This window comes from Methylobacterium sp. 37f (assembly GCF_023093475.1).
Taxonomy (GTDB): Bacteria; Pseudomonadota; Alphaproteobacteria; order Rhizobiales; family Beijerinckiaceae; genus Methylobacterium.
Map to the genome: position 1 here is coordinate 31,872 of NZ_JAGHKN010000042.1, position 12,367 is coordinate 44,238.

The following is a 12,367-nucleotide window of genomic DNA, read 5'->3' on the forward strand; positions in this document are numbered from 1 at the left end:
TCCAGAATGCACGTCTACCGGTGCGGGGTGAAGACGCGGCCGAGGGCCGCCGGGGCGAGGGAGCCGCCCTGGCGCCTGCCGAGAGAGAGCAAGACCAGGGCCAGGATGGTGGCGAGGTAGGGCAGGGCGGAGAGCAGCTGCCCCGGCAGGCCGAGGCCGGCCGCCTGGGCATTGAGCTGGAGCACCGTGGCGCCGCCGAACAGCAGGGCGCCGGCCACCGCCCGGAGCGGATTCCAGGAGGCGAAGACCACGAGGGCCAGGGCGATCCAGCCGCGCCCGGCCGTCATCGCGGGCGCCCAGAACGGGGTGTAGGATAGCGACAGGTAGGCCCCGGCCAGCCCCGCGCAGGCCCCGCCGAACAGCACCGCGAGGACGCGCACCTTGCGGACCTGCAGGCCCAGCGCGTGGGTGGCGGTGTGGTCGTCGCCGATGGCCCGCAGGATCAGGCCGGCGCGGGTGCGCCACAGGAACCACCACACCCCGGCCGCCAGCGCGAAGGCGAAGTAGACGAAGCCGTCCTGCCCGAAGAGCAGGCCGCCGAGGCCGGGCAGATCGGTAAGACCCGGCACGGACAGGTGCGGGGCCGGATCGCGCTTGAGGCCGACATAGGAGGCGCCGACGAGGCCCGAGAGCCCGAGCCCCAGGATTGTCATGGCGAGACCGGAGGCGACCTGATTGGCGCTCAGCACCACCGTGAGAAGTCCGAACAGGGCCGAGAGGGCGAGGCCCGCCCCGGCCCCCGCCAGCGCGCCGAGCAGCGTCGAGCCGGTCTCCACCGCCACCGCGAAACCGGCGGCGGCGCCCAGCACCATCATGCCCTCGACGCCGAGGTTGAGCACGCCCGCGCGCTCGGCGACGAGTTCGCCGAGCGCCGCGATCATCAGCGGGGTGGCGGCGGCCACGATGGTGATGAGCACCATCTGGACGATATCGAGGCTGACGCCGTGGATGGTCATGCGGTCGCTCCCGGCACGAGGCGGACCCGGTAGCGCGACAGGGCGTCGGCCCCGAGCACCAGGGCGAGCAGCAGGCCCTGGAAGGCCCGCGTCAGGTCGAGGGGGAGCTTCAGGTCGATCTGCGCGCCCTCGCCCCCGATGGTGGTGAGGGCGATGACCAGGGCCGCCACCAGGATTCCCATCGGGGACAGCCGCCCGAGGAACGCCACGATGATGGCGGTGAAGCCGTAGCCCGGCGAAATCGACGGCTGGAGTTGGCCGATCCGGCCCGCCACCTCGCAGATTCCGGCCAGTCCCGCGGCCCCCCCGGAGACGGCGAAGACCGCGAGCGTCAGGCGCCCGTCGCTGAAGCCGGCGAAGCGCGCCGCGCGCGGGCTCGCCCCCACCACCCGCACGGTGAAGCCGAACAGGGTGCGGCCGAGAACCAGGGTGGCGAGGACCACCACCGCCAGCGCGATGGCGACGCCGGCATGGAGGGTGCCGCCCTCCATCAGGTAGGGCAGGCGGGCGGCGTCATCGAAGGTGACGCTCTGGGGAAAGTTGAAGCCGGCCGGATCGCGCAGCGGGCCGCGCGCCATGTAGTCGAGCAGCAGTTCGGCCACGTAGACCAGCATCAGGCTGGTGAGGATCTCGGAGACGCCGAGGCGCACCTTGAGGAGGGCCGGGATCAGCCCGTAGAGCATGCCGGCCCCCGTGCCGACGAGGAGCATCAGGGGCAGCACCCAGAGGGGATCGCCGGGCGATCCGTGGATGGCGACGCCGATCCAGCCGCCGAACAGGCCGCCGACGACGAACTGTCCCTCGGCCCCGATATTCCAGATGTTGGCGCGGTAGCAGAAGGCCAGGCCGGTGGCGATGAGGGCGAGCGGCGCGGCCTTGACGGCCACCTCCTGCAGCGACCAGACCTCGCTCAGGGGCGCCACGAAGTAGGTGACGAAGGCGGCGGCCGGCGAGCGGCCCATGACGGCCACCACGAGCCCGCCCACCACCAGCGCGGCCAGGAAGGCCAGGATGGGCGAGAGCGCGTCCATCAGGGCCGACCGGTTGGTGCGCGGGGTCAGGTCAATGCGCATGGGCCGGCTCCCGGGCGTGATCCGGCGCGCCCGCCACCGAACCCTCGGCGGCTTCCGCGGGGTTCGCCCCGCCCATGCGCAGCCCCAGGGCCTCGCGGGTGGTCTCGGCGGCCGGCACCGGCGGCGACAGGGTGCCGTCGTGCAGCACGGCGATGCGGCCGGCGATCTCGAACAATTCGTCGAGGTCCTGGCTGATCACCAGCACGGCGGCGCCGCGGGAAGCGAGATCGAGGAGCGCCTGCCGGATATGGGCGGCCGCGAGGGCGTCGACGCCCCAGGTCGGCTGGTTGACCACGAGGATGCCGGGCTCGGCCAGGATCTCGCGCCCCATCAGGTATTTCTGCAGGTTGCCGCCCGACAGCGTTCCGGCGGCGGGATCGGGTCCCGCCTTGCGCACGTCGAAGGCCGCGATCACGTCCCGGGCCAGGGCCTTGGCGGCGGCGCGGCGCAGGACTCCGAAGCGGCTCAAGCCTGCGGTGGCGTGGCGCGACAGGATCGCGTTGTCGGACAGGCTCAGGGTCGGGGCCGCGCCGTGGCCGTTGCGCTCCTCCGGCACGAAACCGCCGCCGCCCCGCCGCCGGGCGGTGATGCCGAGGCGCCCCGAAGCGACGCCGTCGAACCGCACCATGCCGGCCTCCGGCGCCAGGGTCTCGCCCGAGAGGGCATCGAACAGCTCCGCCTGCCCGTTGCCGGCGATCCCCGCGAGGCCGACGATCTCGCCGCCGCGCACGCTGAGGGAGATGCCGTCGAGGGCGGTGCCGTGCAGGCCGGGGGCGGGGAGGGTGAGCCCGGACAGGACTAGGCGCTCCGGCCCGGTCGCCACGCCGGAAGGTGGCTTCACCTCACGCACTTGGACGCCCACCATCATGGCGGCGAGGGACCGGGCGGTCTCGGCGCGGGGGTCGCAGGCCCCCACCACCCGGCCGCCGCGCAGGATGGTGGCACGCGCGCACAGCCGGCGCACCTCGTCGAGGCGGTGCGAGATGTAGAGCAGCGCCCGGCCCTCGTCGCGCAGGCGCTCCAGCACGGTGAACAGCAATTCGGCCTCGCCCGGGGTCAGCACCGAGGTCGGCTCGTCGAGGATCACGAGCTTGGGGTCCTGCAGCAGGCAGCGGATGATCTCGATGCGCTGGCGCTCGCCGGCCGAGAGCGACCAGACCGGCCGGTCAGGGTCGAGGTGCAGGCCGTAGGTCGACCCGACCTCCGCGATCCGGGCCTTCAGGGTCCGGCCGCTCAGACCCTTGGGCATCACCAGCGCGATGTTCTCGGCGACCGTCAGGTTCTCGCAGAGCGAAAAGTGCTGGAACACCATGCCGATGCCCAGCGCGCGGGCGGCCTCCGGATGGGCGAGGCGCACGACGTCGCCCCGATGGGTCACCACCCCCTCGGTGGGCTCCAGGAGCCCGTACAGGATCTTCATCAGGGTCGACTTGCCGGCGCCGTTCTCGCCCAGCAGGGCGTGGATCTCGCCGGCCCGGATCTCGAGATCGATGCCGTCATTGGCCGTGAAGGCGCCGAAGCGCTTGACGATGCCATAGGCGCCGAAGAGGGGTGTCGGCCCCTCCGTGCGGACAGGGGGGACGACGGGGACCACGCTAGAGCGCTCCGAACAGCGCGTGGGCGAGGCGGGTATGGGCCTCGCGCAACTGGCCGGTCTCGATCCCGAGGGGCTGGCCGTCGATGACCCGCCAGGAGCCTGCCACCATCACCCGGTCGGCCCGGTGGGCGCCGCACAGTACCAGGGCCGCGAGGGGATCGTGCGCGCCGGAAAAGCGCAGCTCGTCGAGGGTGAACAGGGCCAGATCCGCCTCGCAGCCCTCCGCGATCCGGCCGATGTCGCTGCGCCCGAGGCAGGCGGCGGAGCCCTCGGTCGCCCAGCGCAGGGCGTCGAGATGGGTGACGGCCTCGGCGCCGTAGGTCAGGCGGTTGATCATCAGGGCGTGGCGCACGCCCTCCATCAGGTTCGAACTGTCGTTGGAGGCCGAGCCGTCGACCCCGAGGCCGACGGGCGAGCCGGCCGCCTCCAATTCGCAGGTCCGGCACTGGCCCGAGGCCAGGGTCATGTTCGAGGTCGGGCAGTGGCACACGCCGACGCCGGCCGCACCGAGGCGCTTCACCTCCGCGTCGTTGAAGTGGATGCCGTGGGCGAGCCAAGTGCGCGGCCCCATCCAGCCCACCTCCTCGAGGTAGTCCACCGGGCGCTGGCCGAACATCGCGACGCAGTAGCGGTCCTCGTCCAGCGTCTCGCCGAGATGGGTGTGCAGGCGGCAATCGTGGGCGTCCGCCAGGGCCGCGCTCTCGCGCATCAGCCGCTTGGTGACGTTGAAGGGCGAGCACGGGGCCAGCCCGATCTGCACCATCGCGCCCGGTTTGGGGTCGTGGAACAGACGCAGCACCCGCTCGCTGTCGGCCAGAATGGTGTCGTCGTCCTGCGTCAGGCATTCGGGCGGCAGGCCGCCGTCGCGCACCGACAAGCTCATCGAACCGCGGGTGACGAAGGCCCGGATACCGAGGGGGCCGGCCTCCTCGACCTGGATGTCGACGGAGGATTCGAGGCCCTTGGGGAACAGGTAATGGTGGTCGCCGGCCGTGGTGCAGCCGGAGAGCAGCAGCTCGGTGTAAGCGAGCCGGGTGGCCAGCCGGAACGCCTCGGGGGTGATCCTGTCCCAGACCGTGTAGAGCGCTTTCAGCCACGGGAAGAGCGGCTTGTTGATCGCCACCGGGTGGGCGCGGGTGAGCGTCTGGAAGAAGTGGTGGTGGGTGTTGATGAGGCCGGGCACGACCACGTGGCGGCTGGCGTCGAAGGTCTCGTGGACGGGCGCGGCGGGCGTGCCGCCCGCGGGCACGCGCTCGACGATGCGGGTACCTGCGACGACGAGGCCGCCGCCGGAATCCAGCGCCAGGATCGCCAGCGGGTTGCGGATCCAGACTCGTCGCGTCGCGGGGGTTTCGACCATGCTGATCCGGTGTTCCCTCGGTGCGGACCGGCCCTCACCCTAGCCCGCCCGGAAATCGGGAGGCCGGACGGCGGTCCGGCCTCGTCGTTCAGGTCATGGTCTGCAGACCTCGCCTGCAGACCATCGATCAAGGTGCCTGTCCTGTGAGAAGGCGCCTGCCGTTGGAGCCTACCCTTAGAACACGTGGAAGGAGACGCCGGCCAGGAAGCTCTTCTCTTCGGTCCCCTTGAAGTTGGCGCGCTCGACGTTGCCGAATTTGTTGAGCCAGTATTGGAAGCCGATGAAGACGTCGACCCGGTTCGGCTGGTTGTAAATCAGCTTGCCGACGTCGAGGACCAGGTTGGTCCGCGACAGGAATTCGAGGCCCGTCTTCGGGTTGGAGGCGAAGGCGGACGGATCGCTCACGCCACGCCCCTTGGGCAGGACGATGTTGTTGAAGCCCGCGATGCTGAGCGGCAGGCCCGTGAAGGCCAGCGGGAAGCTGTAGACGATTTCGAATTCCGGGACCGTGTTGAAGCTGGTATCCCGGTTCGGGGCGACGTTGAAGCCGTTGCGATTCCACTCCTTGTAGGCATGGACCGAGGCGCTGAGGAAGCCGGCCGGGACGTCGAAGGCAAAGTTCAGGCCGCCGACCACGTCGCGCTTCTTGGAGCCGAAGGCGTCGTTCTGCGCATTGGCATCGAAGCCGAAGGCGAGCGACACATCCTTGATGATGCCGGGCACCACGAAGGCCTTCGTCCCCGTCAGGGCGTTCAGGCTCAAGGTTCCGCGATAGAGGCCGTAGGCCTCGGTGTTCCCGTATTCGAAGTAGGTCGGCACGCCGAAACCATCGGTGGTGCCCGCCGGGAACTGCGACCCCGACTTCAGGATGTCGAGGGTGAAGAAGTTGGTGCCGTAGGCCCAGGCATCCGCATGCGAGAGGTTGAGGATGTGCTTGGGCGCGTCCTGGTTGCGGAAGCTGCCGTCGGACCGCTGGACCTGGGCGCCGGGACTGGCAGCCGGGAACTGGTAGCGGTAGCTGATCTGCGTATCGGAGAACAGGAAGAACCCGGACGGCACCACCACGGGTGCGATCGGCGCCTTCTCCTTGGTGAGGTCTGCGGCCAGGGCCGGCACCAGGGCGGCGAGGCTCAGCGTGGCAGCCAGCAGCGGTCGTGTGAATGTCGTGATCATCGATAACGTCCCCCTCGGATTTAAGCATCCGTTGGGGCAAATGACCGCAACCGATGTGCCATCCGGCCGGCCCGTCCACGCAACCAGGCGGGGTGATACAAAAATGCAACAATCCTGGCGCGCTCCCCTACGGAAACGGACCTGCGCCGTCCCGCACACCGGGCCGCTCGCGCCCTGGAAACGCCACGCGCCAAATGATAGTCGGACCAGATGGTCTAATTTCTAGCCAGGGTTGCATTATCGTTAGGCATTGGAGCGTCCACGGCTCGAGCGTCCATGGCCTTGTGGCACGCGCCCCGGACCGTCCGTTCCGCGGCGTCCCGGCCGGCTGGCGAAGGCACCGGGTCGCGTGGACTGCCCCCCCCCCCGCGTGTCCCGGCGGACAGGTACCGTCACGCTGGGCGCGCCGAGGGGCGGACAAGCGCGGCGCAACCTGCACGGCAAGGATGCAGCGCCGCGCATCATTTGGGCGTGTCTCCGGCAGAGCTTGGATCCATGATCACCGGAGATTCGAGATCGGGGCCGGACACGACGCCGCCCCGCCCGGGTCGAGACTCCTCCGGCCCGGTGCCCCGATCATGCGTCCCGTCATCGCGGCCGAACCTGCCCCTGCCTCCTTCGATCCGGCGACCACCGCGCTGGTGATCATCGACATGCAGCGGGACTTCCTGGAGCCCGGCGGCTTCGGCGAGACCCTCGGCAACGACGTGAGCCTGCTGCAGACGGCGGTGCCGCCGATCCGGTCGGTGCTGGCCGCCGCACGAAACGCCGGCCTCCTCATCGTGCATACGCGCGAGGGCCATAAGCCCGACCTCTCCGATGCGCCGCCGGCCAAGCTGGAACGAGGGACGCCCACCGCGCGCATCGGCGCGCCGGGTCCGATGGGCCGCATCCTGATCCGCGGCGAGCCGGGTCACGGCATCGTGCCCGAACTGGCGCCGATCCGGGGCGAGGTGGTCATCGACAAGCCCGGGAAGGGCGCCTTCTACGCCACCGATCTCGGGGCCGTCCTGTCGGCCCGCCGGATCGCGACCCTGCTGGTCTGCGGGGTCACCACCGAGGTCTGCGTGCACACCACCATCCGCGAGGGCAACGACCGCGGCTATCGCTGCATCGCGATCGGCGATGGCTGCGCCTCCTACTGCCCTGAATTCCACCGAGTCGGCCTCGCGATGATCGCCGCCCAGGGCGGCATCTTCGGTTGGGTCACGTCCTCGGATGCGGTGGTCGAAGCCCTCGCCGGCGCGCGCTAGGCGCGGGCGCAGCCCCGGTCTCACGACGCGACCGGATCATCGTCCCGGCACGCGGGCGCGGCATACCAGCAGGAAGGACCTCGATCATGGCGGCGGGCGCGGACGGAACGGGGCCAGCGACATCCGGTATCGGGCGACGCCACGGGCCGAGCCTGTGGGTGCCGGGGGATTGGAACGCCTTCTTCGGCTTCGGCACCAACATCCTGGTCAACCTCCTGGTGCTCACCGGCCTGCTGCGCTTCGTGCTGGGCATGCCCGACGCCATCACGTTCGGGCGCATCCTGCCGGCCATCGGACTGATGCTCTGCCTCTCGACTGCCTATTACGGCTGGCTCGCCTATCGGCTAGCCGCGGCGACTGGGCGCAACGACGTCTGCGCGCTGCCCTCCGGCATCAGCGTGCCGCACATGTTCATCGTGGTCTTCGTGATCATGCTGCCGATCAAGCTCGCCACCGGCGATCCGGTGAAAGCCTGGGAGGCGGGGCTCGCCTGGGTCTTCATCCAGAGCTTTATCCTGATGATCGGCGGCTTTGCCGCCCCGGCAATCCGCCGGATCACCCCGCGGGCGGCGCTGCTCGGCACGCTCGCCGGCGTCTCCGTCACCTTCATCGCCATGCGCCCGGCGCTCGAACTCATCACCACGCCGGTGATCGGCGTGGTGGCCTTCGCCATCATCCTGCTCGCCTGGTTCGGGGGCCTGCGCTATCCCGGCCGCCTGCCGGCGGGCCTCGTTGCCATCCTGTTCGGGATGGGAATCGCCTGGGGCGCCAAGCTGTTCGGCCTCGACATCGGCGGGGTGAGCGGCCCCGGCCTCGCGGCGGCGCTCCACGGCATCGGCTTCTCGGTGCCGTTGCCGGCTCTCGGCCACGTGTTCTCGGGCTTCGACTTCATCGGGATCATCCTGGTCACCGCGATCCCGTTCGGCATCTACGACCTCGTGGAGGCCATGGACAACGTCGAGAGCGCCGAGGTGGCGGGCGACCCCTATCCCACCACCCGCGTGCTCACGGCCGACGGCGTCGTCAGCCTGATCGGCTGCCTGATGGGCAACCCCTTCATCAACGCGGTCTATATCGGCCATCCGGGCTGGAAGGCGATGGGCGGGCGGATCGGCTATTCCTTCGCCACCGGAGCGGTGATCCTGCTGCTGTGCTGGCTCAACCTGGTCTCGCTGCTGTCCAGCCTCGTGCCCGTGGTCGCGATCGCCCCGATCCTGCTCTACATCGGCATGCTGATCGGCGCGCAGGCCTTCCAGGAGACGCCGCATTCCCATGCGCCTGCCATCGTACTCGCCTTCGCGCCCCATCTGGCGGCCTGGGCCAAGACGCTGATCGATGGGGCGCTGGGTGCGGCCGGCACCAGTGCCGCCGCGGTGGGCCTCGACAAGCTCGGGCAGGCCGGCGTGCTCTATGCCGGCCTCGGCATCCTCGGCGAAGGCGCGATTCTGGGCGGGCTCATCCTAGGGGCGATCACGGTGTTCATCATCGAGCGCGCCTTCGCCAAGGCGGCGGCCTTCGCCCTGGCGGGGGCGGTCCTCACCTTCTTCGGCTTCATGCACGGACCGGCGGTCGGCGTGGCGGTGACGCCCGGCCTGGCGCTTGCTTACGCGATGGTGGCGGCCTTGCTCTACGCCGCGTCCCGCTCCCTGGCGGCCGCGCCGTCGACCCCGCCCGCGACTCACGCCGCCGCGGCGGCAGAATAGATCCCCGTCCGCGCGGCGTCCCGGCGGCACGCAAAAACATCACTGGGAGAAAGCTCATGTCGGAGCGCAACGAACCGCCGACCGGCGGCCTCGATGCCTACATCGAAGCGGCGGCCGGGCTGCTCGCCATTCCTCTCGATCCGACCTGGATCGGCGCCATCGGCAGCAACCTCGCGGTCCTGCGCGCGGCCGCGGCCCATGTGGCCGAATTCCCCCTGGTCGACGCGGTGGACGCCGCCCCGGTCTACGAGGCATGAGCCGCATGGAGGGTGTGGAGCAGGCCCGCGATCCGGGCACCATGACGGCCGAGGCGCTGGCGGGCGCATTTCGCGACGGCACGCTGAGCGCGCGCACCATCGTGGCGGCCTGCCTGGCGCGGATCGCGCGCATCGACGGCGCGGTCAACGCCTTCACGGATGTGCTGCCCGAACGCGCCGCGGCCCGTGCCGAGGCCTTGGACGCGGCCCGTGCCCGCGGTGAACCCCTCGGGCCGCTCGCGGGCGTGCCCTTCGCGGTCAAGAACCTGTTCGACATCGCCGGCCTGCCGACACGGGCGGGATCGACGATCAACCGCGCACGGGCGCCCGCGTCGCGCGACGCCGCCCTGATCCGCCGCATGGAGGCGGCCGGCGCCATCCTGGTCGGCGGCCTCAACATGGGCGAATACGCCTACGACTTCACGGGCGAGAACGTGCATGACGGGTCGACCCGCAACCCGCACGCCCTCGGCCACATGTCCGGGGGCTCGTCCGGCGGGTCCGGCGGCGCCATCGGGGCGGGGCTGGTGCCGATCGCCCTCGGCTCGGACACCAACGGATCGATCCGGGTGCCCTCGGCCTTCTGCGGCTGTTTCGGCCTCAAGCCCACTTACGGCCGCCTGACCCGGGCCGGCAGCTTTCCCTTCGTGGGCAGCCTCGACCATCTCGGGCCTATGGCCCGCAGCGTCAGGGATCTCGCCATCAGCTACGACGCGATGCAGGGGCCGGACCCGGACGACCCGGTCGCCACCACGCGGCCGGCCGAGTTCACCGCCTCCCGCCTCGCAGACGGCCTCGGCACCCTGCGCGTCGCGGTGGCGGGCGGCTACTTCGCGCGCGGCGGCGATGCCGAGGCGTTCGAGGCGGTGGCGACCGTCGCCCGGGCGCTGGATGCGACGCGCGAGATCGAGATTCCGCAAGCGGCCCGCGCCCGGGCGGCGGCCTACCTCATCACCGCCGCCGAGGGGGCCGCCCTCCATCTCGACCGCCTGCGGACGCGGGGCCAGGATTTCGACCCGGCAGTGCGCGACCGCCTGATCGCCGGGGCGATGATCCCGGCCCCGATGGTCGAACGTGCCCAGCGCTTCCGCCGCTGGTACCGGGCGGCGGTGCTCGACCTGTTCCGCGAGGTCGACGTCATCCTGGCACCCGCCACGCCGTGCCGCGCCCCCCGCTCGGGCCAGACCACCTTCGTGCTCGACGGGGTGACCCTGCCGGTGCGGGCCAATATCGGGGTGTTCACCCAGCCGATCTCGTTCATCGGCCTGCCGGTGGTGGCGGTGCCGGTGCGCCTCGACGCGGGCCTGCCGCTCGGCGTCCAGGTCATCGCCGCCCCCTGGCGCGAGGACGTCGCCCTGCGGATCGCGTACCACCTCGAGCGGGCGGGCGTCGCCCGGGCCCCCGTGGCGAACCTGTGAGCGGAACCCCGATGATCATCGACGATCCGGCCGTGAAGGCCGAGGTGGAAGCCGCCTTCGCGGCCTACGAGGCGGCACTGGTGGGCAACGACGTCCCGACGCTGGAGGCGCTGTTCCACGACGATCCCCGCACCATCCGGTATGGCGGGGCCGAGAACCTCTACGGCATGGAGGCGATCCGGGCCTTCCGCCGGGCGCGCTCTTCCGAGGGCCTCGCCCGCGACCTCCGGGACACCGTGATCACCACCTACGGCGCCGATACGGGGATCGCCATGACGCTGTTCACCCGGTCAAGCGCTCCCGGGCGCATCGGACGCCAGAGCCAAACCTGGATCCGCTTCCCCGGCGGCTGGAAGGTGGTCGCGGCCCATGTGAGCGTCATCGAGAGCTGACCGGGCGGCGTAGCTTCAGCTGTCCAGCGCCTTCGACAGCCGGCGCACGCGGCCGCCGCGCTTCTCGTAGGCGAAGAGCGAAGCGAGGGTGCGGTCGTCCGGCGCGATCTCTTCGATCGCGCGCTCATCGCCCGAATGCACCGCGATCCCATCCGCCGGGGGAGCCTCGTCGGCCGCGGCGTCCGGCACCGGGAGATGCGCTGGGGACAGGCGCAGGGTGGCGTGTTGAACCACCGCGCGGTCGCGCTCGATCTGCGCGGCCATGTCGGCCGCCACCCGGATCAGTGCCGTGGCGCCATCCCGGAACCGGAGTTCCACGGACAGGCTCGGGCCCTCGCCCCCGAGCACGTCCAGGCCGACGCCCACGAGGGAGGCGGCCAGACCCAAGGGATTCGGCAAGGGACCGGTCGCCGCCAAGGCCTCGCGCAGGCCGCGGGCGATGCCGCTGCGCCGGGGCGCCGGACGCTCCGGAATCGGCAGGATCAGCACCTCGAGATCCTCGACGCCGCGCAGGCTTCCATCCGGAAGCCGGAAGAGGCCGAGTTCGTAGGAAGCCGAACCGGTGCCGCAAGAACCGGCGGTGACCTGAATCTCCATCGTCGCTCCTTATCCATCCGGACGATCCTCCGGGGGAGGGGACGTCCGTGAGATCGAACCTTGGTTCCCGTCTCGCGACATCCTGTGTCGGAAACAGGGCCACCTTCTGCGGCGCGGTTCGGGGGCGGTCGATCCCGACTTGAATCCTGGATTGCATTCGAACAAAAAGTCGCCTCGGGCCTTGACGGCCACCGATGGAACCCCGCCTAGAACGCGTGCCATTCTGATGTCGCGGTTCTTCTCCGTTCGACGCTCCTGCTGAGGATCCGGGTATGCGCGTGATCGAGACGACCATTCCTGCGGTGCGGCGCGTGGTGCCAACGCGCTTCGGCGATGCGCGGGGCTGGTTCTCGGAGACCTACCGGGCGGACATCCTGGCCGCGAGCGGCATCGACGACGTCTTCATCCAGGACAACCAATCCTTCTCCGCCCCGCAGGGCACCGTGCGCGGCCTGCACTTCCAGCGCCCTCCGATGGCCCAGGCCAAGCTGATCCGCGTGCTGGCCGGCGCCATCCTGGACGTGGCCGTCGACCTGCGGCGCGCCTCGCCCACCTACGGCCGCCACGTGGCCGTGCGGCTCGATGCGG

General features: G+C 70.8%; 12 protein-coding genes. 6 read left to right on the plus strand and 6 right to left on the minus strand.

Translation table 11 applies throughout. The annotated features are described in order from the left end of the window. Positions 1-14: 14 nt before the first annotated feature. The 5 genes from J7U37_RS21115 to J7U37_RS21135 form a co-directional block, all read right to left on the minus strand. Positions 15-956 carry an ABC transporter permease gene (locus J7U37_RS21115; RefSeq protein WP_247636988.1) on the minus strand — a complete coding sequence of 314 codons (942 nt, stop codon included), beginning with the start codon at positions 954-956 and terminating at the stop codon, positions 15-17. After that, positions 953-2,029, minus strand: a complete 1,077-nt coding sequence (locus J7U37_RS21120) for an ABC transporter permease (protein WP_247636989.1) — start codon at positions 2,027-2,029, stop codon at positions 953-955. Before J7U37_RS21120 ends, J7U37_RS21115 begins: the two co-directional genes overlap by 4 nt. Further along, positions 2,019-3,623: an ABC transporter ATP-binding protein gene (locus tag J7U37_RS21125; RefSeq protein ID WP_247636990.1), complete on the minus strand. Its 1,605-nt coding sequence runs from the start codon at positions 3,621-3,623 to the stop codon at positions 2,019-2,021. Before J7U37_RS21125 ends, J7U37_RS21120 begins: the two co-directional genes overlap by 11 nt. Position 3,624: 1 nt before the next feature. After that, the gene (locus J7U37_RS21130; RefSeq protein WP_247636991.1) at positions 3,625-4,986 is read right to left on the minus strand and encodes an 8-oxoguanine deaminase; all 1,362 of its coding nucleotides are present in this window, start codon (positions 4,984-4,986) and stop codon (positions 3,625-3,627) included. 174 nt (positions 4,987-5,160) lie between these two features. Continuing rightward, entirely contained in the window at positions 5,161-6,159 is a 999-nt protein-coding gene (locus J7U37_RS21135) for a hypothetical protein (RefSeq protein WP_056190580.1), read from the minus strand. Between the two features lie 578 nt (positions 6,160-6,737). On the opposite strand from J7U37_RS21135, the gene J7U37_RS21140 reads away from it, so the two are divergent. The 5 genes from J7U37_RS21140 to hpxZ all read left to right on the plus strand — a co-directional run bounded on the left by J7U37_RS21140 (position 6,738) and on the right by hpxZ (position 11,182). Continuing rightward, positions 6,738-7,412, plus strand: a complete 675-nt coding sequence (locus J7U37_RS21140) for an isochorismatase family cysteine hydrolase (RefSeq protein ID WP_056190582.1) — start codon at positions 6,738-6,740, stop codon at positions 7,410-7,412. Between the two features lie 86 nt (positions 7,413-7,498). Beyond that, complete coding sequence (locus tag J7U37_RS21145; protein WP_247636992.1) at positions 7,499-9,115, plus strand: regulator; 1,617 nt, start codon at positions 7,499-7,501, stop codon at positions 9,113-9,115. 56 nt (positions 9,116-9,171) lie between these two features. Then, positions 9,172-9,372, plus strand: coding sequence for a DUF4089 domain-containing protein (locus J7U37_RS21150; RefSeq protein ID WP_247636993.1), 201 nt, complete (start codon positions 9,172-9,174; stop codon positions 9,370-9,372). 41 nt (positions 9,373-9,413) lie between these two features. Further along, entirely contained in the window at positions 9,414-10,790 is a 1,377-nt protein-coding gene (locus tag J7U37_RS21155; protein ID WP_247636997.1) for an AtzE family amidohydrolase, read from the plus strand. An 11-nt stretch (positions 10,791-10,801) separates the two neighbouring features. Next, a complete protein-coding gene (gene hpxZ / locus J7U37_RS21160; protein ID WP_056480768.1) occupies positions 10,802-11,182 on the plus strand; it encodes an oxalurate catabolism protein HpxZ in 381 nt (126 codons plus the stop codon). A gap of 15 nt (positions 11,183-11,197) precedes the next feature. Here hpxZ and J7U37_RS21165 read toward each other — a convergent pair whose 3' ends face one another. Then, positions 11,198-11,779: a hypothetical protein gene (locus J7U37_RS21165; protein ID WP_247636994.1), complete on the minus strand. Its 582-nt coding sequence runs from the start codon at positions 11,777-11,779 to the stop codon at positions 11,198-11,200. A gap of 272 nt (positions 11,780-12,051) precedes the next feature. Here J7U37_RS21165 and rfbC point away from each other — a divergent pair. Further along, a partial coding sequence (rfbC, locus tag J7U37_RS21170) for a dTDP-4-dehydrorhamnose 3,5-epimerase (RefSeq protein ID WP_247636995.1) occupies positions 12,052-12,367 on the plus strand: 316 nt, incomplete at its 3' end.

Bases quoted from the DNA above. Each gene is read 5' to 3' on its own strand.
- J7U37_RS21115 (WP_247636988.1), bottom strand. From the start codon at position 956: ATGACCATCCACGGCGTCAGCCTCGATATCGTCCAGATGGTGCTCATC.
- J7U37_RS21120 (WP_247636989.1), bottom strand. From the start codon at position 2,029: ATGCGCATTGACCTGACCCCGCGCACCAACCGGTCGGCCCTGATGGAC.
- J7U37_RS21130 (WP_247636991.1), bottom strand. From the start codon at position 4,986: ATGGTCGAAACCCCCGCGACGCGACGAGTCTGGATCCGCAACCCGCTG.
- J7U37_RS21135 (WP_056190580.1), bottom strand. From the start codon at position 6,159: ATGATCACGACATTCACACGACCGCTGCTGGCTGCCACGCTGAGCCTC.
- J7U37_RS21140 (WP_056190582.1), top strand. From the start codon at position 6,738: ATGCGTCCCGTCATCGCGGCCGAACCTGCCCCTGCCTCCTTCGATCCG.
- J7U37_RS21145 (WP_247636992.1), top strand. From the start codon at position 7,499: ATGGCGGCGGGCGCGGACGGAACGGGGCCAGCGACATCCGGTATCGGG.
- J7U37_RS21150 (WP_247636993.1), top strand. From the start codon at position 9,172: ATGTCGGAGCGCAACGAACCGCCGACCGGCGGCCTCGATGCCTACATC.
- J7U37_RS21155 (WP_247636997.1), top strand. From the start codon at position 9,414: ATGACGGCCGAGGCGCTGGCGGGCGCATTTCGCGACGGCACGCTGAGC.
- hpxZ (WP_056480768.1), top strand. From the start codon at position 10,802: ATGATCATCGACGATCCGGCCGTGAAGGCCGAGGTGGAAGCCGCCTTC.
- J7U37_RS21165 (WP_247636994.1), bottom strand. From the start codon at position 11,779: ATGGAGATTCAGGTCACCGCCGGTTCTTGCGGCACCGGTTCGGCTTCC.